General features: G+C 42.5%; 24 protein-coding genes. All 24 read left to right on the top strand.

Annotated features, from left to right (window positions below; all coding sequences use genetic code 11):
- Positions 1 to 641, top strand: a 641-nt coding sequence (locus B3D59_RS04585; RefSeq protein ID WP_286817997.1) for an NAD-dependent epimerase/dehydratase family protein, incomplete at its 5' end; no start/stop codon positions are given.
- Positions 642 to 1,155: 514 nt separating this feature from the next.
- Positions 1,156 to 2,784, top strand: a complete 1,629-nt coding sequence (locus tag B3D59_RS04590; RefSeq protein WP_286817999.1) for a GumC family protein — start codon at positions 1,156 to 1,158, stop codon at positions 2,782 to 2,784.
- Positions 2,785 to 2,804: 20 nt separating this feature from the next.
- The gene (locus B3D59_RS04595) at positions 2,805 to 3,659 is read left to right on the top strand and encodes a polysaccharide biosynthesis tyrosine autokinase (RefSeq protein ID WP_286818000.1); all 855 of its coding nucleotides are present in this window, start codon (positions 2,805 to 2,807) and stop codon (positions 3,657 to 3,659) included.
- Between the two features lie 25 nt (positions 3,660 to 3,684).
- Complete coding sequence (locus B3D59_RS04600; RefSeq protein ID WP_286818002.1) at positions 3,685 to 5,091, top strand: TIGR03013 family XrtA/PEP-CTERM system glycosyltransferase; 1,407 nt, start codon at positions 3,685 to 3,687, stop codon at positions 5,089 to 5,091.
- Between the two features lie 167 nt (positions 5,092 to 5,258).
- Positions 5,259 to 5,855: a polysaccharide biosynthesis/export family protein gene (locus B3D59_RS04605; RefSeq protein ID WP_286818003.1), complete on the top strand. Its 597-nt coding sequence runs from the start codon at positions 5,259 to 5,261 to the stop codon at positions 5,853 to 5,855.
- A 38-nt stretch (positions 5,856 to 5,893) separates the two neighbouring features.
- Positions 5,894 to 7,318: an outer membrane beta-barrel protein gene (locus tag B3D59_RS04610; protein WP_286818004.1), complete on the top strand. Its 1,425-nt coding sequence runs from the start codon at positions 5,894 to 5,896 to the stop codon at positions 7,316 to 7,318.
- Positions 7,319 to 7,321: 3 nt separating this feature from the next.
- Positions 7,322 to 7,957 carry an exosortase C-terminal domain/associated protein EpsI gene (locus B3D59_RS04615; protein ID WP_286818006.1) on the top strand — a complete coding sequence of 212 codons (636 nt, stop codon included), beginning with the start codon at positions 7,322 to 7,324 and terminating at the stop codon, positions 7,955 to 7,957.
- A gap of 4 nt (positions 7,958 to 7,961) precedes the next feature.
- Complete coding sequence (gene xrt, locus B3D59_RS04620) at positions 7,962 to 8,807, top strand: exosortase (RefSeq protein WP_286818008.1); 846 nt, start codon at positions 7,962 to 7,964, stop codon at positions 8,805 to 8,807.
- Positions 8,773 to 9,633 carry an XrtA system polysaccharide deacetylase gene (locus tag B3D59_RS04625; RefSeq protein ID WP_286818009.1) on the top strand — a complete coding sequence of 287 codons (861 nt, stop codon included), beginning with the start codon at positions 8,773 to 8,775 and terminating at the stop codon, positions 9,631 to 9,633. Before xrt ends, B3D59_RS04625 begins: the two co-directional genes overlap by 35 nt.
- A gap of 156 nt (positions 9,634 to 9,789) precedes the next feature.
- Positions 9,790 to 11,079 (top strand): nucleotide sugar dehydrogenase, encoded by a 1,290-nt coding sequence (locus B3D59_RS04630; RefSeq protein WP_286818015.1) that lies wholly within the window; start codon positions 9,790 to 9,792, stop codon positions 11,077 to 11,079.
- 10 nt (positions 11,080 to 11,089) lie between these two features.
- A complete protein-coding gene (wecB, locus tag B3D59_RS04635) occupies positions 11,090 to 12,184 on the top strand; it encodes a non-hydrolyzing UDP-N-acetylglucosamine 2-epimerase (RefSeq protein ID WP_286818017.1) in 1,095 nt (364 codons plus the stop codon).
- Positions 12,185 to 12,280: 96 nt separating this feature from the next.
- A complete protein-coding gene (locus B3D59_RS04640) occupies positions 12,281 to 12,574 on the top strand; it encodes a nucleotidyltransferase family protein (RefSeq protein ID WP_286818020.1) in 294 nt (97 codons plus the stop codon).
- Positions 12,575 to 12,623: 49 nt separating this feature from the next.
- The gene (locus B3D59_RS04645) at positions 12,624 to 12,878 is read left to right on the top strand and encodes an AbrB/MazE/SpoVT family DNA-binding domain-containing protein (protein WP_286818021.1); all 255 of its coding nucleotides are present in this window, start codon (positions 12,624 to 12,626) and stop codon (positions 12,876 to 12,878) included.
- Complete coding sequence (locus B3D59_RS04650; protein ID WP_286818023.1) at positions 12,872 to 13,201, top strand: type II toxin-antitoxin system PemK/MazF family toxin; 330 nt, start codon at positions 12,872 to 12,874, stop codon at positions 13,199 to 13,201. The genes B3D59_RS04645 and B3D59_RS04650 overlap by 7 nt, the downstream gene beginning before the upstream one ends.
- A gap of 125 nt (positions 13,202 to 13,326) precedes the next feature.
- Complete coding sequence (locus B3D59_RS04655) at positions 13,327 to 13,713, top strand: HI0074 family nucleotidyltransferase substrate-binding subunit (protein WP_286818027.1); 387 nt, start codon at positions 13,327 to 13,329, stop codon at positions 13,711 to 13,713.
- A 165-nt stretch (positions 13,714 to 13,878) separates the two neighbouring features.
- On the top strand, positions 13,879 to 14,295 hold the full coding sequence (locus B3D59_RS04660; protein ID WP_286818028.1) for a nucleotidyltransferase substrate binding protein: 417 nt from the start codon (positions 13,879 to 13,881) through the stop codon (positions 14,293 to 14,295).
- The gene (locus B3D59_RS04665) at positions 14,285 to 14,608 is read left to right on the top strand and encodes a nucleotidyltransferase domain-containing protein (RefSeq protein ID WP_286818029.1); all 324 of its coding nucleotides are present in this window, start codon (positions 14,285 to 14,287) and stop codon (positions 14,606 to 14,608) included. The genes B3D59_RS04660 and B3D59_RS04665 overlap by 11 nt, the downstream gene beginning before the upstream one ends.
- A 78-nt stretch (positions 14,609 to 14,686) precedes the next feature.
- Positions 14,687 to 15,070, top strand: coding sequence for a GxxExxY protein (locus B3D59_RS04670; protein ID WP_286818030.1), 384 nt, complete (start codon positions 14,687 to 14,689; stop codon positions 15,068 to 15,070).
- 512 nt (positions 15,071 to 15,582) lie between these two features.
- Positions 15,583 to 15,813, top strand: coding sequence for a hypothetical protein (locus tag B3D59_RS04675; RefSeq protein ID WP_004072830.1), 231 nt, complete (start codon positions 15,583 to 15,585; stop codon positions 15,811 to 15,813).
- Positions 15,810 to 16,199 (top strand): type II toxin-antitoxin system VapC family toxin, encoded by a 390-nt coding sequence (locus B3D59_RS04680; RefSeq protein WP_286818031.1) that lies wholly within the window; start codon positions 15,810 to 15,812, stop codon positions 16,197 to 16,199. Before B3D59_RS04675 ends, B3D59_RS04680 begins: the two co-directional genes overlap by 4 nt.
- 235 nt (positions 16,200 to 16,434) lie before the next feature.
- Positions 16,435 to 17,013 (top strand): Uma2 family endonuclease, encoded by a 579-nt coding sequence (locus B3D59_RS04685; RefSeq protein WP_286818037.1) that lies wholly within the window; start codon positions 16,435 to 16,437, stop codon positions 17,011 to 17,013.
- Between the two features lie 86 nt (positions 17,014 to 17,099).
- Entirely contained in the window at positions 17,100 to 18,158 is a 1,059-nt protein-coding gene (locus B3D59_RS04690; RefSeq protein WP_286818038.1) for a GNAT family N-acetyltransferase, read from the top strand.
- Positions 18,159 to 18,176: 18 nt separating this feature from the next.
- Positions 18,177 to 18,965 carry a glycosyltransferase family 2 protein gene (locus B3D59_RS04695; RefSeq protein ID WP_286818039.1) on the top strand — a complete coding sequence of 263 codons (789 nt, stop codon included), beginning with the start codon at positions 18,177 to 18,179 and terminating at the stop codon, positions 18,963 to 18,965.
- A partial coding sequence (locus B3D59_RS04700) for a glycosyltransferase (RefSeq protein WP_286818040.1) occupies positions 18,962 to 19,908 on the top strand: 947 nt, incomplete at its 3' end. The genes B3D59_RS04695 and B3D59_RS04700, both read left to right, overlap by 4 nt.

The raw sequence follows: 19,908 nt of genomic DNA on the forward strand, positions 1-19,908 counted from the left end.
GGTTTGTATATGCTGCGTCAAGTTCCACCTATGGAGACCATCCAACACTTCCCAAAAAAGAGGAGAATATCGGCAATCCTCTTTCCCCCTATGCCGTGACAAAACTGGTCAATGAACTCTACGCCCGGGTGTTTGCTTCCACCTACGGGTTTAAAAGCATCGGGCTTCGGTATTTTAATGTATTCGGCCGCCGCCAGGACCCTAACGGGGCCTATGCCGCAGTAATTCCTTTATGGTTTGGTGCATTGATCCGTAAAAGCACGGTGTATATAAATGGGGACGGTGAAACCAGCCGGGATTTTTGTTTCATCGATAATTGTGTTCAGGCCAATCTGCTGGCTGCAACAGCCGGGGATGACGCCGCCGACCAGGTATACAATGTTGCATTTGGTCAGCGCACCACGTTAAATCAGCTGTTTTCTTTAATCCGTGACCGTGTGGCCTGCGCACTGCCGGACCGCGCCGGTGTAATGCCGGAATACAGGGATTTCAGGCCGGGAGATGTTCGCCATTCCCTGGCAGATATATCCAAGGCCCGGGATCTTCTGGGATACAGCCCGCAGTACTCGGTTCATGCCGGTCTTGATATGGCAGCCCGCTGGTACATGAACCATTTGATGTTCTCGCCCAGGGAAAACTGACCTTGGCCGAATCTTATCTAGTCAGTCTGCCATATCTGTCCTGGAAACAGCTGCTTATTGGGGATCCTTTGTACCGGGTAAAAATAAAGAATCCGCCCTCCTGAGAGGCCGGTATTGTATCCCCCTAAAAGGGTAATCAACTGGACTCAAACCTTTGGGTACGAAAAAATCATCCATAATTATTACTTTTTTTTCATATTTTATGACTTTTTTAATCATTTTAATTTGTGAATCCCCCTCCGTGGAAAATTTTAAAATTTAACAAGCTTTATTTTAGATGAAAAAAGAGTGTTTGATTCCAAGACGTTTAAAATTTCCACAATTATTATTTTAGTAAAAAATTAAATGTGGCACCATATTTGCTTTTGCAATTGGTGTTTGTTCGTTGTTTAAAGGTTTCACTATTATGAAAGGCTTTTATGCACAATAAAATATTGACAAAAAAACAGGATCTGATAAATATTAATATTCCCTTTTATGATACAAATACTTTCAGTTTTACTCAGGAATGAAGATGACAGACCCGTTCCAATCGCAGACTCAAATTAAACCAGATTATATTATTGATGTCCTTATCCGGGGACGCTGGTTCTTGATTGTTCCTTTGTGCATTTCCTTGACATTGGGACTTGGGATGACACTGACTGCCAATAAAACCTACGAGGCCGGCACAATGATCCTTGTTCAGCCCCAGCGGGTTCCCATAAACTATATAAAATCTGTTGTCTCTTCCGGTATCGGCGAGCGGATCAGCACCATATCCCAACAGGTTCTCAGCCGAAGCAATCTCGAACAGATTATTGAACAGTTCGGGCTGTACGAAAATAGTAGCGGTATATACCAGGAAGAGAAAATAGAGGCGTTGAGAAAACAGATAAAGGTTAAAATTGAAAATTCCAGAGGAGGTTCAGAAGCCTTTTCCATCTCCTTCACCGGCAGTGAACCAGAGCGGGTAATGCGCATTGCCAATACGCTGGCGTCATATTTTATGGATGAGAACCTCAAAGTCCGGGAGGCCCAGGCCATAGGAACCAGTGAATTCCTTGACTCAGAGTTAGAGAAAACCAAAAAACGGCTTGAGGAAAAAGAGCAGAAGCTTGCGGCGTTCAGGGCAAAGTATCTTGGGGGTTTACCTGATGAATTGGAATCTAATTTGCGCACTTTGGATCGGATGCAAAAGGAGGTCACTGATAAAGCAATGCTTTTAAGGGAAGTGAACAATTCCATTAGTCAACTTGATTCCCAGATTTCATCCATGGCTGCGACAGGTGGTTCCGGCAGCGGTGGAGATGATTTTCTAAGTTTTGATCTTGAAGAGTCCCAGGAAGGGGATGATTCTGCTGTCCAGGCTGCTCAAGAAAAATACGATGCGCTTTTGCTTCGATATACTGAAAAGCATCCGGATGTCAAAAAATTAAAAAGCATTATAGAGAAATTAAAGCAAAAGCTGGAAGCTGCAAAGGAAGAGGAGGAACTACCCTCAGCCGAGTCAAAGGAAGATATTCTGCCGGACATGGGAATGGATCCTCTGGCACCGTTGAAGGCGCAGCGCGCTCAACTTGTCGCGGAGGCAAATAATATTCAAGCTGAGGTCTCAGCAATTCAGGAAAAAATGAAAAATTATGCCCAGCGCGTTGAAGATACGCCCAAACGAGAACTGGAACTCCAATCACTTACACGGGACTACGGCAATATTCAGGACGTGTACAACTCTATTTTGGACAGAAAGCTGGAAGCCGAATTGTCCGTCAACATGGAAAAAAAACAAAAAGGGGAGCAGTTCCGGATACTGGATCATGCCCGCCTGCCGGAAAAGCCGATCTCTCCCAATGTTAAAATGATGTTTTTATTATCCATCGCCGGGGGACTTGGATTGGGCGGAGGTGTACTTTTTTTAAAGGAGTTGCTAACCTTCTCTGTCATCCGGCGGGATGACCAGATTGACACCCTGATAGGGCTGCCTATTTTGGCATCAATTCCCCCGCTGGAAAAACCGAACGGCAGGACAAAGAAAAAAATTGAATGGGTCATGTTCATCTGTTGCTGCAGCTATAGTGCCGTGTTTCTGGCATTTTTTGCAATATTGAATCATAAAGGCCTGGACCGGACAATGAATTTTATAAAAACCACACTCAATTTATAATACCGGGGTATAATAAGGTTTTGGGAAAGATATTTAAGGCGCTGGAAAAAGCAGGAAATAACGTAACACCGGAAAAAGAATCTGAATTAAGAGATAACACAGCTTTGGTCTGTGATGATCCAGACAACCAGGTTTATAAACAATCAGACGAGGTAACTCAATCCGGCTCCAGCCGGACATATCCAGCTCTTGTCACAGCCTCCGACCCTCATTCGCCTGTTTCGGAACAATTCCGGCTGTTAAAAAACAATATTTTGTTCCCTGAAAAAGGAACCCCGCCTAAAACGATCATGGTGACAAGCGCCTCTCCACATGAAGGCAAATCCTTTGTGGCAGCCAATCTTGCCGTAAGCATAGCCCAGAGTATTGATGAATATGTTCTTCTCATGGACTGTGATCTCAGGTCACCGACGATCCATACATCTTTTGGCTATAGCGGTAAAGAGCAGGGCTTGAGCGATTACCTATCAAAGAACGTACCTTTGTCTTCGGTTCTTAAAAAATCGTCTGTAAACAAATTGACTATTCTGCCCGCAGGGCAGATTCCGCCTAATCCGTCAGAACTTTTGTCTTCTGATCAGATGCGCCGCCTGCTCCATGAGGTCAAACTGCGTTATAATGACAGATACATCATTATTGATACTTCGCCTCCTTATATCACATCAGAAACCAATGCCATTGCCCGGTTTGTAGATGGCATTATTTTAGTTATCCGCCATGGAAAAACACGAATCAAGGAGGTTTTAGACATTCTGGATATTTACGGCCGTGAAAAGGTATTGGGGGTTGTAACGAATTTCTCAAAAAAAACGATTGGATATGGTTATGGTTATCATAAAAGTGGTTATGGATACGGATATCATCAGCAGCGTTGATTAAACCGGGAGCTTCCTTAAAAAAATGCTCAGTATTTTGCGCCAATATTTCCCTATCAGAAACATGTTGTTTTTTTTTCTGGAAGGATGCGTGATTTTCAGTTGTTTTCTTTTATCAACAGCCATTTTAACCGTTTCCAATTCATACTGGTTTGATCTGATGTTGATTTTAAGAATAGTTCTGATCACCGCTATTCTACAAACCTGCTTGTATTATAATGACCTTTATGATTTTGACATTGCTTCACAGATCCCGGAAATTATAATCCGCCTGCTACAATCCCTGGGGGTTGCTTCTATCTTCCTGGCCGGCGTCTATTTTCTTTTCCCTCTGGTGATTATAGATCAGAAAATTTATATCTTAAGCGTATGTTTTCTGATTTTTTTCATCATATTCTGGCGGATCGGCTATCTTCATATTCTTAACAAAGGGATGTTTAACCATCGTATTATTATTCTTGGTTCCAGCAAGCTGGCCAAGGATATTTATAAAAAAATCACGAGAACCATAGACTGCGGCTATACAGTTTGTGCTGTTATTCCTGATGAACCTGACAAGGCAACAGATAGACTGCCTGAAAATAGACTGCCTGAAAAGTTGATGGTGAAGCAAAAGAATAAAACGCTTGGTGAAATTTCAAAAATATATGGCATAAACAAAATTATTGTGGCATTTAAGGAAAAAAGAGGACGATTTCCAACCCAGGAGCTGATTAACTGCAGGACCGAAGGTATTGATGTCATTTCAGGCAGCGCTTTCTATGAAATGCTGACCGGAAAGGTCTTGGTTCGAGAGATAGAGCCCTCATGGTTGATTTTTTCCAAGGGGTTCCAGAAATCACTGCTTAAGGCGGGTATGAAGCGCATGCAGGATATCATTTTGGCTTCACTCCTTCTGATACTTCTTTCTCCGTTGTTGCTAATAGTGGCCATTCTGATCAAGATGGATTCAAAAGGGCCTGTTCTTTTTGCCCAGGACCGGGTTGGCGGTAGGAAAAAAGAATATATGATGCATAAATTCCGTTCCATGGTGCAGGATGCTGAAAAGTTAACAGGTCCGGTATGGGCCGGTAATAACGATAACCGGATCACACGGGTGGGACGCGTCATAAGGAAATACAGGATAGATGAACTGCCCCAGTTATGGGAGGTCCTCAGGGGCACCATGAGTCTTGTGGGGCCACGTCCCGAACGCAAATTTTTTACGGATCAGCTGGAAAAAGAAATTCCTTTTTACGCCCAGCGATTTAATGTAAAGCCAGGGCTCACGGGCTGGGCTCAAGTCTGTTATGATTACGGAGCAACCGTTGAAGATGCGGTGGAAAAACTCAATTATGATCTTTTTTATATAAAAAATATGTCCTTTGCCCTGGATATGGTCATCCTTTTAAAAACCGTTAAGACCGTTCTTTTCGGCAAAGGTGCAAGGTAAGCAAGATTTACATAAAGCAAGATACAAGAGGACGAAGCGCCTGCGGCGGCCATTTTAGCCGTGCATTGTTGGTGTCTTTAGTTTTAATGGGTCATAAAATTTAGCGAATCTGTGATATATACAGATTTCAAAAAGAGATTAATCGATGTAATCGAGGGGGCGGAGCTATGTTTAAAATTAATTCAATAAGATGGTTTTTGGGTTCCTTTTTTGTGTTGTGTACCGCCTGTGTTTGTCTGGCAGTAGCTGTTGCGGCAGACAGCACTCAGGTATCCACCAACGGAGATTATAAAATTGGCGTTGGAGATGTCCTGCGAGTCACAACATGGAAGGAAGCAGATCTGACATTTGAAAACGTATTTGTCCGCAATGACGGTAAAATCACCATTCCTCTGCTGGATGATATCCAGGCTGAAGGTCGCTCCACAATGGAATTGAAAAAAATAATTGAGACTCGGTTGGCTGAGTTTGTGGAAGCACCAACAGTCACCGTCACCCTGGCAGACCCGGGAAGCCAGAAATATTACATACTTGGTGAAGTAATGGCCGTAGGTGAATATCCTTTAGTTAAAAAACTGACCGTTGTACAGGCGTTTGCTTTGGCCAAAGGATTTACTGAATGGGCGTCCAAGGATAAGATCCTCCTGGTACGCAGGGAAAACGGAAAGGAACAGATGATCAAAATTGATTATAACGATATTAAAAAGGGCAAACTCGAAAAGGATATCCAGCTCAAAGCCGACGATATCATTATCGTTCCCTGATCTTGCGATATTTTCAACAAAGCAGGAGGTATGATCTCATGAAATTGTCCATGATAACTCTCCATGCATTTTTTTGGGCTGCTGCGATCTGTCTTGTGCTGCAGGTTCCATTTGTCCAGGCCAGGATGGTTACCCAGATTGTACCGACGCTGACAGTCACAGAGGAGTATACGGACAACTATTTTCAAACCGGGAGCGACACGTTTGAAGAGTGGACCACGTCCTATGAGCTTGGATTTTCCGTGGGGTTTTTAAACAAAAGAAGCAAAATTTACCTGGAATACAATCCGGAGTATACGGATTATAAAAATCTGAATGAAAGGGACGGCCTGGATCACAACGCCGGCTTGTCTGCTGCCTTTCAGGCCACAAAACATACGACTGCCACGGCAGATATCACTTATGACGGACATGACGGGAACAATACCGGAGAGTCCTGGGAGCATTCTGCAAGTGCATCTGTTGACAGCCAGTTGACAAAAACGCTTAAAACATCCCTCGCATATGACTATTCAAACAGCTTTGACCAGCAGCTCAGAACCGGTGATTACAAGGAACACCAGACGTATACTGCCGGTGCTTCCATCCGTAAGGCATTTGGCCCTCAGAACAGTATGGGGGCAGATTTCTCCTACGAAACAGATAATTATCAAAATTCGGACGCCGATGAATATGAAAGCTATGAACCCAGCGCCTTTTTGACTTACTGGTTTACCCGGAAGGATGGCGTTGGAACCAATCTGGAATATGAAGACAAAAAGTTTGAGATGACTACCGGTAATGATTATGAGACTATTGCAGGGGATATTCGGTACATTCGAAAAATTACCCGGCATTTTGATGGCTATGTCAAATACCGCCATTACATGTCTGACAGGGAGGATGGAAATCATGTCATTTATCATCCGTCCGTGGGTGTTGACTGGGATATAACAGAGGACTCAGGGGTCTCAATAGGGGTCGGCATTCTTTTCAATGAGTGGGATAACAACAATGAGGATTCAACAGACCCGTTTTTGGATCTCAACGTCTACAAAATTTTTAATTTCAGTCCAAAAGGGTCGCTGTACCTCACCGCCAGCAGTTCATATGAAGAATCTGATGAGGAGGCTGCAAGTCTGGGATACAATATAAACTACCAGGCAGGATTTTACTTAAGCTATATGCTTGCAAGGCGTCTCTCCTCCAATCTGTTTGGTTCTTACGAGCTTCAGCAGTTCAAAGACATCACAAACCGCCAGGACGACACCTACGAGATCGGCGGAGGCCTGGCATGGAATCCGTTGAGATGGCTCCAGGTAAGTACCGATGCCACTCACACAAATTTTAAAACAGATGATGCCTCAAGAGAGAATTACGAAGAAAATACCATCTCCGTTTTTGTTCGTTTTATTCCGGAACGGCCTATCCGACCGGATAAGGTGTTGTCCAGAATAAGCCTTGAAAAAGCAATATTTGATTAAAAAATGTCACCCAAACATACCGCCATTATCGTAATCCTTCTTATTTCAGCCGCCGGGCTGACAACGCTGTTTTCACACTCAGAGCGTATCAAACCGAACCGCCCCTTCAGTCAATTTCCCCTTGAGATTGGCCCCTGGCGGGGTGTATCCAGTCAAATGGACGAAAAGGTGTACAATATCCTGGGGGTTGAAGACTATATCATGGCGAACTTCAGCAAAGGCCCGGGCCAGGCAGTGAATCTTTATGTGGGATTCTATCAAAGCCAGAGTAAAGGCGATTTGATCCATTCACCCAAAAACTGCATGCCTGGTGCAGGGTGGAATATTGTCCAAAGTTCTGTTATCCCCATTGACTTACCCAAGAGCGGTAAAACAATAAAAATAGCCCGACTTCTGCTGAACAAAGATGGGCAAAAGCAGGTCGTATATTACTGGTTCCAGTCCCGGGGCCGGATTATCAGTTCAGAATATATGCAGAAAATCTGGCTGGTGCTGGATTCAATCACGAAAAACCGCACGGACGGCTCTTTTGTGCGCCTGATTGCGCCGGTCATAAAGAATGAAACAGAGACCGAGGTGCTTTTGACGCAATTTGCAGATGAGGTTTACCCTACCCTCAATCAATTTATTCCAAATTAATTTCATGAAATCAAAGCAAATAATTCAGATTCTGTTGATTGCCGCCACATTTACCTTGCTCTACTGGTCGACGTTAAAGGACCTCATAGGGGACTGGTTTATTGATCCCAATTTTTCCCATGGATTTCTCATTCCCTTTGTTGCCGGGTATATGGTCTGGTATCGCCAGAACCACCTGCGCCAGATCCCATGCAAATCATCAATGTCAGGTATTTTTATCATTATTTTCGGCATGATGGTATATATGGCGGGGAATCTTGGCGCAGAATTGTTTTTAATGCGGACATCCATGATCATCACTCTGGCCGGCATCATCGCGTTCAGCTTTGGGACGGCCATGCTCAAAGCGCTTATTGTCCCGCTGATCTACCTGATCATGATGATCCCCATTCCAGCAATTATCTGGAATAAAATCGCTTTCCCCCTTCAACTTTTTGCTGCCCGAATTTCATCTGAAACCATCAGCATGGTGGGCATCCCGGTGTTCAGGGAGGGCAATATCCTTCACCTGGCCAATACCTCCCTGGAAGTGGTGGATGCCTGCTCGGGAATTCGCTCATTGACATCACTGCTGGCCCTGACCGGAGCATTTGCATTTTTATCCCATGTCAGCCAATGGAAAAAATGGGTGCTATTTTTATCTGCCGTTCCCATCGCCGTGGCCACGAATGTTGTCCGGTTGACCATTACCGGCATGCTGGCGGCCTGGGTGGGCCCGGAAGCCGCCCATGGATTTCTTCATGACATGTCCGGCTTAATCGTCTTTGGCACAGGCCTTGTTCTGGTTTATCTTCTATTTATTTTGTTGACGAAAATTGGCAAAAAAGCCCGCAATACTTCTGACAATTGATGTCGAAGAGTGGTTTCAGGTGGAAAATTTCAAGTCGTATATTGACTTTTCAACCTGGAATTCTTTGGAACCCCGGGTGGAAAAGAATACCCATCTGATCCTGGACCTGCTGGATACCTTTTCTTTTAAACCCAGAGCCACCTTTTTTATTCTTGGCTGGATTGCAGAAAGACTGCCTGCTTTGGTCAGACAGATTAGAGACAGAGGCCATGAGGTCGCCTCCCACGGAGACAACCACCACCTGTGTACGTCTCTAAATAAAAATCAGTTGACCCGGGATCTTTTGACCAGTAAAAAACGCCTCGAAGATATAACAGGCCAGGCTGTTTATGGATATCGAGCTCCAAGCTTTGCCGTTAACGACCAGATTCTGGAAAAGATCAAACAGGCCGGATATTTGTACGATTCCAGTTATAACTCTTTTTCGGCCCATGGCAGATACGGCAGCATAGATCTGTCAAAATCCATAAAGCGCGGCGGAAGCTACCAACTGGCTACCCGTTTTTTCGAACTGCCCATCAGCAACCTGCATCTGGGCAGAACAACCATTCCATTGGGTGGCGGCGGATACTTCAGATTGTATCCCACCTCTATTTTCAAGCAGGGCATAACCCGTGTCCTGAAAAAAAACAACGCTTTTGTTTTTTATGCCCATCCATGGGAATTTGATCCAAATCAGCCAAGAGTCCATCAGGCATCCCGGGGATTCAAATTCAGGCACTATATCAACCTCAACAGAACAGAAAGTAAATTAAAACGGATGATTTGCGCGTTCTCAGATGCTTATTTTCTTACCTGCAAAAATTATCTGGATACGTTGTTTTAGATCAATTTCAAACCAATGTCATAAGGTTAAGCATTGAGTATTTTATTTTACCACGAAGAACACGAAGATATTAGTGTACTAAACTTCGTGTTCTTCGTGAACTTCGTGGTTCTAATTGAAAGCAAAATATTGAAAGCAAAATGAGGACCAACTAAATTGATAAAAGACATTAAAATAGCAGTTGTTGGGTTAGGATATGTCGGTCTGCCCTTAGCCGTACATTTTGGTACAAAATACCAGACCATCGGGTTTGATTTAAAACAGTCCATTGTGGACAATAGCCTGGCCCACAAAGATCCCACCGGCGAAGTTTCAAAAGAAAAATTTGAAAATGCCGCATATTTTACACCAACGACGGACCCGGGCCGCATGTCAGAGGCCGATATCATTGTTGTGGCTGTTCCCACACCCATAGACAATGCAAGGCAGCCTGATCTTTACCCGGTTGAAAGTGCATCCCGTACAGTGGGAAAAGTGATGAAACCGGGCTGCATTGTCGTGTTTGAATCCACAGTATATCCAGGCGTCACTGAAGAGATCTGCGTGCCCATTCTGGAAAAAGAGTCCGGCATGACCTGGAAAAAGGATTTCCATGTGGGATATTCCCCGGAAAGAATAAATCCGGGTGATAAGGAACATACCCTTACAAAGATAGTTAAGGTGGTCTCCGGCGACGATGAAGATACCCTTGAAAAAGTGGCGGCCCTATATGAATCCATTGTAAAGGCCGGTGTACACCGGACAAAAACGATTAAGGAAGCGGAAGCCGCCAAAGTCATTGAAAATACCCAGCGGGATCTGAACATTGCATTGATGAATGAGTTGGCCCTGATATTCGACCGGTTGGGCATTGACACGAAAAATGTCCTGGAGGCTGCGGGTTCCAAATGGAACTTTCTCAAATTTTTTCCCGGTCTGGTTGGCGGGCACTGCATAGGCGTAGATCCCTATTACCTGACATACAAGGCCCAGAGTGAGGGATATCATCCCGAAGTCATCCTTGCAGGCAGAAGGATCAACGACAACATGGGCAAATTTGTAGTGGAAAAAACCATTAAAATGATGATTTCGGCTTCCCAGCCCGTTAAAGGCGCCAGGGTCGGGATCCTCGGACTTACCTTCAAGGAGGACTGTCCGGATTTAAGAAATACCCGGGTTATGGACATCATCAATGAGCTGAAATCATACGAATGTCAGATTCTGGTTCACGACCCCATGGCCAATCCGGAAGAAGCCAAGGCATACTACAATGTCGAGCTTAAGCCATGGGAGGAACTTACGGACCTGGGAGCATTAATACTGGCCGTTCCCCATGATTGTTACAGAAATAAGCCCTTAAAGTCATTTACCGATAAATTGAATTCAATGGGCGGGCTGATTGATGTTAAAAGCATGCTCGACGCCGACCAGGTTAAACAGGCCGGCATCCCGTTCTGGCGTCTATAGGGTGGAATTTATGATAAAAGTGATGCTCATTGCCGGGGCCCGGCCTAATTTTATGAAAATAGCCCCGATTGCCCGGGCCTTTGACAGCCGGGCAGACCATATTGCCTATAAAATTGTCCATACAGGCCAGCATTATGACGCCAACATGAGCGACATCTTTTTTGAGGAGCTGGGCATCCGCAATCCTGATTACCATTTAGGGGCAGGCGGAGGTTCTCACGCCCGGCAAACCGCAAAAATAATGGTTGAATTCGAGGCCGTATGCGAACAGGAGAGGCCCGATCTTGTCATGGTCGTGGGCGATGTTAACTCCACGCTGGCCTGCTCCGTCGTAGCCAAAAAGATGCACATCAAGGTCGCCCATGTGGAGGCAGGTCTCCGCAGCTTTGACCTTGAGATGCCCGAAGAGATTAACCGCATGGTTACCGATGCTATTTCAGATATCTTTTTCGTCACGGAAGAACAGGGTATGACCAATCTGAAAAAAGAGGGAAAACCGGAATCCTGCATTCATTTTGTCGGTCATGTTATGATCGATAATCTCTTTTATCAGCTCTCTCAACTGGAAAAAATGGATTCAACCATCCTCAAGCACAACGACTATAAATCCGGCCACACCGAGTACGGTGTCGTAACCTTACATAGACCTTCCAACGTGGATGACAAGCCAACCCTGGTACGGATTTTCAAAACCCTTGACCAGATATCTAAAAGGTTGCCTTTAATTTTCCCCATCCACCCAAGAACTCAAAAAAATATGGAAGCCTTTGGCATCCAGCCCCCTGAAACCATAACGCTGACACCTCCACTGTCATACATGGCGTTTTTAAACCTGTGGAAAGACGCAAAACTGGCCCTGACAGATTCCGGTGGACTTCAGGAAGAGACCACTGCTCTGGGGATTCCCTGTCTGACCATCCGGGAAAATACAGAACGTCCCATCACCATCACCCAAGGAACAAACGAGCTTGTCGGTACATCAGAGCATAAAATTTTTGATGCTTTTGAAAAAATTATGGCCGGCAACTGGCGAACCGGCAAAAAACCCGACCTCTGGGACGGTTGTGCTGCGAAACGAATCACTGATATCCTTCTGTCTCATTAACAATTTTAATTTTATTCTCACACAAAGCCTCAAAGACACAAAGGATCACAAAGTCGAATAAAAATCTTTGTGTCTTGGTGTCTTTGTGAGATCAAAATGAAAACAGAAGAAATCCTGAAACAGGTCTCAAAAATAATCAGCAGTGAAATAGAGGGCAACTATCAATTGTTTCTATTCGGGTCCCGCGCAAGAGGAATCAACGATGAAAAATCCGATATCGATATCGGGATACTTACTGATTCACAGATTTCAGGAAAAAAATGGCTGAGCATCCAGGAGAAATTAGAGCAAATCCCTACACTATTAAAAATAGATCTTGTCGATTTCAATTCAGTGGATGAAGCGTTTAAAAAGGTTGCTTTAAAATACACAAAGGGAATCAAAGAATAACCCTTCATAACAAATTGACAGTTGCAATCAAAATAATATGGAGGTAGTCATGCCAACCTTGATACGAATAGGAAATTCTCAAGGCGTGAGAATTCCAAAAGCAATTATAGCGCAAGCAAATCTTGATAATACTGAACTCGAATTCAAAGTAATTGATGAAGGGCTCTTAATCCAGCCTGTTAAGAAGGCAAGACATGGCTGGAAAGAAAAATTTGATATAGTGCTTAAATCGAATGAATTACAGGAATCAGATAAAGAGTGGTTGGATGCTCCACTGGTAGAAGATGAGGATTGGGAGTGGTAAAAAAAAGCATCAGTAGGTTTGACATTTGGTTGGTACAACTCGATCCCACAAAAGGCTCCGAGATTCAAAAGACCAGACCTTGTGTTGTCATATCGCCCAATGAGATGTCCGCTTTAAAGACATCCATAGTTGCACCAATGACTTCTAAAGGCTTCATTTTTCCAACCAGGATTCAGTTCACATTTAAAGAAAAGGAAGGATTGATTCTTCTTGACCAATTGAGAACTGTAGATAAATCCGGGCTCATTCGAAAACTTGGAGTTATCCCCAAAAATGTTCAAGTCGAGATTATTAAATGCCTACAAGAACTTTTTGCTTATTAAAATTATATTTAAGGGTTCGCCTAAGCTGGGCGGTTACTATATCAAATAAGCCTTCACGCCTTTGCATGATACCAAGATGAAGCGTTTAAAAAGGTCGCTTTAAAACACACAAAGGAAATCCAAGTATGAAATCAGGCAAATTGGAAAAAAGTCTGATAAATTTGAGAAAGGCGACCGATCGTTTCGCAGAAGCGCTGCAGGAACCGGAATCGTCCATTGTTATGGATGCCACGATCCAGCGGTTTGAATTTACATATGAATTGATGTGGAAAACACTGAAAATCTTCTTAGAGGATATCCATGGAATCCGAGCAATATCCCCGAGACTCGTTTTCAAGGAAGCATATGCCCTTTCGATTATCGAACAGGAGGATATTTTTTTAGAAATGATTCAATCCAGAAACTTACTGTCACACACATATAATGAAGAACAGGCAGAACAAATCTATAAAAAATGTCCTTTATATTTATCAGCGATAAAAGAGTTGTATCAGCGGATATCGGTGTTCTGAACCATTAAAAACGCAACTTAAAAAATCAATAAAGGCGGGCTCTAAGTTTTTTATCTATATTAAAGCCGCTTAGCTTAGTCCGCTCTCAGAGACGCCTTTATTCGAAATAAATACGCTTTGTGTCTTAATGCCGTTGTGAGATAATGTACGAGAACAGGAATAAAAATGAAGGAAGATATCCGCTGGAAGCAGCGGTTTCAAAATTATAAAAAAGCGCTGGATCGACTCAGGGAAGCCGTCTTGCTTCACAAGCAGCGACCTTTATCCAATATAGAGCGTCAGGGCTTTGTTAAAGCTTTTGAATTCACCCATGAGCTGGCCTGGAAAGTGATGAAGGACTATTTTCAATACCAGGGAAATACCCACATCACAGGATCAAGAGATGCAACCAGGGAATCTTTTCAGAATCAGCTGATTACAGATGGTGAAAGCTGGATGGGTATGATCAACACACGGAACAGAGCAGTACACACATACGATGATGTCATGGTTGACGATATCATATTGAAGGTTGCAGACATCTATTACAACCTTTTTGTCGACTTTGAAAAGGTCATGGAAAAATTAGCCCATGGAAAATAAACTTTCCTGCTTCGGATTACCTTCAGAGAGCATTCAAAAAATTCATGGTGTGTTTAAATCCTATCCTGAAATTAAACGGGTTTGCATTTACGGCTCCCGAGCCAAAGGCAATTATCATACCGGTTCTGATATTGATCTGGTCATCATGGACGACCTTATAAAGGATTCCCGATTGAATAAACTGGAGATAGATCTTGATGATCTTCTGCTGCCCTATAAACTGGATCTTACAGTATTCCAAACAATTCAAAACCAGGATCTTATTGATCACATTAACCGGGTCGGTATTCTTTTTTATACCAAATTTATCTAAATTCAGCCTCGCACAAAGGCACAAAGCCGCAAAGAAAAAACCACCCTTTGTGCCTTAGTGTCTTTGTGCGAGAAAAAAATGACAGAAAACGATATAGCAAAATTAATAGTAGACGCATCTATCCAAGTCCATAAAGAACTTGGCCCGGGGCTTCTTGAAACCGTATATGAAGTCCTGCTGAAACACGAACTCGAATCAAGGGGCCTGAAAGTGGACCGGCAAATTCCCATTCCCATAAATTATAAAGGAATAAAATTCCAACAGGGCTTCAAGGCGGATCTCATTGTTGAGGATAAAGTCATCATAGAACTGAAATCCGTGGAAACCATTTCAAAAGCACACAAAAAACAGGTACTCACATACCTGAAACTGACTGATAAAAAACTTGGTTTTCTCCTCAACTTCGGTGAGGCACTAATGAAAGACGGAATTACCCGCCTAATCAACGGAACCATCCAATAAAACCCTTTGTGGCTTAGTGTCATTGTGAGAGCTTTAATTAATAAATTTTGTGTCCTATTGTCTTTGTGCGATAATATGGAGAGTATAAAATATCTTCTAAAGAGTTTATGGAATCTTGGACAGCAGAAGACCTTGAAGGAAAAGATATGGAATATGTAGAATGGTCAGGAGAGTATAATTTGTGGAAAAACCTGAATGAACGCCTGGCCACAATCACGGATATTACCTATGCAGCGCCAGCACTATCTTGATTATTTTCGAAATTCAATTGAAAAATTTTAAGTCTTTGGACTTTCGGAAAAAACAGAGATCAAAGAGGAAATACGGCCACGCAAACAGGCGGTTATTAACATCCATGTCAGCCTGATATCGCTAAACTTGTGGGTGAGATTATAGATAGTTTTTGAGGATATTTAACATCACTTTCCGAGATTTATCATCGGGTCGAATTCGAATAATTACTTTTCCTCACACAAAGCCACAAAGNNAGACATTAAAAAGAGGGAGATAACATGTTTGCCAAAAAAATAATTACAGAGACGGATCACACAGGAAAGGTAAAAAACATGCCCTTGCTCCCCCCCAATAAGCAATTTGAGATTATTATTCTGGATCTAAATGAAACAAAAGCAATAAGAGGAAAAAACAAAAGAGAACCACATCCTGATTTAAAAGGTAAGGTAAAAATTTTAGGAGACGTAATCAATACCACATCACAAGATATGTGGGATCTACCTACATGATTGTTTTAGACACCCATATATGGTTGTGGTGGATAAATAATGACCTCAAACGGTTGAAACCAAATCAACATGACATTATCAACAATGCTGATATGGTTTCTGTATCAGCGATAAGTTGTTTTGAGGTTGCTTGGCTTGCTCAGCATGGCCGCATCAATCTGAATTGTAAAATTATTGATTGGTTTGATAAAGCCCTTGCCGGGTCTGGGATTGAAGGATTACCGATCACACCCGAAATTGCCACAAAAGCTGTTCAGTTACCGGAGCATCACAGTGATCCGCAAGATAGAATTATAATGGCCACAGCCATTTCTTCAAATGCAAAGCTTATGTCAGTAGACCAGAAGTTCAAAAAGTACGATGAGTTAAAAGAAATTTTGATATAATTCTTTTATATGAAAGTATCGAGTTTTGAGCATTGAGTAGTGAGATTTAAAACAAGCTGTTTTTCTCACTACTCAATACTCACATCTTTCATTGTTTGTTGTGTCCGATAGGGCATGGGGGTTATAAAGAAATCTCTCTTTGTGCCTTAGTGGAAGATTAAAAAATCCTTTGTGTCTCCGTGTCTTTGTGCGATCATTTATCAGTGCCGTAGGTAAACAAAAAAAGAGCAGCAACATGAATCAATCACAAGAAAAACTCAAGATGACGACGGAGGAATACCTAAAGTTTGAAAGAGCTTCCGAAATCAAGCATGAGTATTATGCTGGTGAAATTTTCGCCATGACAGGCGCAAAGGTAAATCACAACCGGATTGGCAGTAATATTAATCGATTTCTTGGAAACCAGTTGGCAGACAGGTCCTGTGATGTTTTCTTAAGCGACATGAGAGTCAAGATTCAGAAAGTTGATAAATATACCTATCCTGATGTGGTTGTTGCTTGTGGTGATCTTGAATTGGAAGATGAAAAATTTGATACCTTATTGAATCCAGTTGTTATCATTGAGATCCTTTCAAATTCCACTGAATTATATGATAGAGGTGAGAAATTCGCACATTATCGGCTCATCCCTTCACTTCAGGAATATATTATAGTATCTCAATACCATTGTAAGGTTGAAAAATTTATTCGTGGAGATGACGGTATGTGGCGTATATTTGATCCGTATACAAATATTGACACAAAAATCAAACTTGAATCTATTGATTGCCAGTTATTACTTTCCGAGATTTATCATCGGGTCGAATTCGAATGATTAATTTTTCTCACACCAAGACACAAAGAGATGATTTCTTTTCTTCGTGGCTTAGTGTCTTTGTGCGATAATAAAAACCGAATACATTGATTGTAAAAACAGTATCCAATTTAGATAAAGAGGCCTGGGACAATTATGTCCTTTCTCACCCCGACGGCATTGCTTATCAGCTTTTTGCATGGCAGGAAGCGGTTAAAAAAGCCTATCGGTTTCAACCTCTTTATCTCATGGCACAATCAAAAAATCAGGTAAAAGGTGTACTCCCGTTAATATACTTCAATATACCTTTTAAAAGGGAGCTTATTTCGCTTCCGTACTGCGATGCAGGGGGACCACTGGCAGAGGATCCTGCCACTGAAACAATTTTGTTGAGACAGGCATTAAAGATAGCCCCCTCAGCAAAAGTGGTCATTCGATCAACCCGATCATTTGCCAATCTGTCACCGGATAAAACGCTCTGTAAACAAAAGGTCAGGATGATTTTGTCTTTACCAAAGTCCTCTGATAAGCTGCTTAATTCATTTAAAGCCAAACTTCGAAGCCAGATTAATAAAGCTTATAAAAACGGTCTTACATCAATCATCGGTTCGACAAATCTGCTAAATGATTTTTACTCCGTCTTTTCGGAAAATATGAGGGACTTGGGGTCTCCTGTTCACAGCAGGGAATGGATTTCATCCATATTAAAAGCCTATGCAAACCGAGCACATGTTTCGGTCGTATATATGCCGAACGGCCGCCCTGCTGCCGCAGGAATTATACTGTGCCATCCAAAAGTTGTTTCTATCCCCTGGGCATCCTCTTTACGCCGGTTTAATACGAGCAATCCCAATATGATGCTTTACTGGTCCTTTTTAAAATTTGCCGCAGATAACGGTTATCCTGAATTTGATTTTGGTCGTTCCACACCGGCTGAAGGAACATTTCATTTTAAAAAGCAATGGGGAGCAGAACCGGAAGGCCTTCATTGGGCTGACTTCAGCCCTACAGGATTCCTGATGGGCAATCTCAACAGACCAGCCACAGAGCCCCTAACTCCGGATCACGGAAGAATACGACCGTTAGTAGAATCCGTTATTCAGAGAATGCCGCTATCTTTTTCCAAAGCATTTGGCAATATGACAAGAAAATATATTACACTATGAGTAAAAGATAAAAGAGCCATGGACCTCTCCTTTGTTATTCTGACGTGGAATTCCGAAAAATATATCTCAAAATGCCTTTCATCCATTGTTATATCCCTTGAATCCAGTTATTTGAGTTATGAGGTATTAATAGTTGATAACGGTTCCCAGGATAACACGATAAATATCATTGAAGCACAAAAAGACATTAACATCCGGCTGATAAAGTTGGACTGGAATACCGGAACCACCTATTCGAGGAATCTTGCCGTACAAAGAGCCATAGGAGAATTTATCTGCATCATGGATTCTGATGTAGAACTTCAGCCAGGCACCATAGAAAAACTGATTACAAATTTAAAAAAAAATTGCCTATTAGGAATTGCTGCGCCCAAATTGATTTATCCTAACGGCAGACGTCAAAAGACAACAGATCACTTTCCAACAATTCAGAGAAAGATAACCCGTTATTTTTTCTTAAGGAAGATTGAAAAAACCGAAGAAACTGACAAAAAGTCCAATACGGTCCATGAGGTTGACTATGCAATATCCGCTTTATGGGTTCTTAAAAAAGATATGATCAATAAGATTGGGCCACTTGATGAGAATATCATATATTCACCAGAAGACGCAGATTACTGTCTGAGAGTATGGAAAGCAGGGTATCACATTTTGTACAATCCTGAAGTTTTTGCTGTTCACCATACCCAGGAAATCACCAGAAGTTTTAAATGCAGCAAGGCAACAGTTGAACATATAAAAGGACTGTTCTATTATTTCCGTAAGCATCGATATTATTTCCGAGCCCCGGTTTTTAAAAACAAATGAAAATATTACACATCCTGAATCATAGTTTTCCCCTATTAGACGGTTATGCATCAAGAAGCCAGAATATTTTAAACGCCCAGAAAAATATGGGATGGACGCCTATTGTTCTGACATCTCCCAAACATGAAAATGATTTAAAGGGGAAATGTCCGAAAAAGGAAAAAATCGGTGAACACACTTTTTACCGGACAGGGAGAAATCCTTTTGAAAACATCCCGTTATTATCAGAAGGATTTCTATTGCTGTTACTGTTCGTCAAGTTGGTGCAGGTTATAATCATTGAAAAACCAGACATCCTTCATGCCCATTCACCCGTTTTGAATTACCTGCCGACTTGGATAATAGGAAAAGCGTTCAATCTGCCTGTCCTCTATGAAATTCGGGCATATTGGGAAGATGCAGGTGTAGATCAAGCAACCTATAAAGAGCAGTCACTGAAATATCGCTTTGTCCAGTCCCTTGAAACCTGGGCTTGCAAACAAGTAAGGCATGTCGCAGTGCTATGCGATGGCATCCGTAAAGATTTGATGGTAAGAGGAATCAAATACAAAAAATTAACACCGGTATTCAATGGCATTCATTCTGAAAATTTTACTCCCTGTAAACCGGATACTGAGCTGGTAGAAAAGTGGGGGCTTAAAGACAAAAAAGTCATCGGCTTTATCGGCTCATTTTTCAGATGGGAAGGCCTTGATCTATTAGTTGAAGCCTTTGCCAAACTCGTACCGAATCATCCGGATTTGATACTCCTGCTTGTAGGCGGGGGAGAGGAACAAAAAAATCTGCAACAGCAGGTTTTGTCTTTGGGTCTGGAAGAAAGAATTATCATGCCGGGCAGGGTTCCCCATCATCAGGTAAAAGGTGTTTACGCCATGATGGATATAATGATTTATCCCCGGTATTCCGTTCGGTTAACAGAACTTGTTACCCCGTTAAAGCCTCT

It is taken from the genome of Desulfobacter sp. UBA2225, assembly GCF_002348205.1.
In the GTDB taxonomy this organism is placed as follows: domain Bacteria; phylum Desulfobacterota; class Desulfobacteria; order Desulfobacterales; family Desulfobacteraceae; genus Desulfobacter; species Desulfobacter postgatei.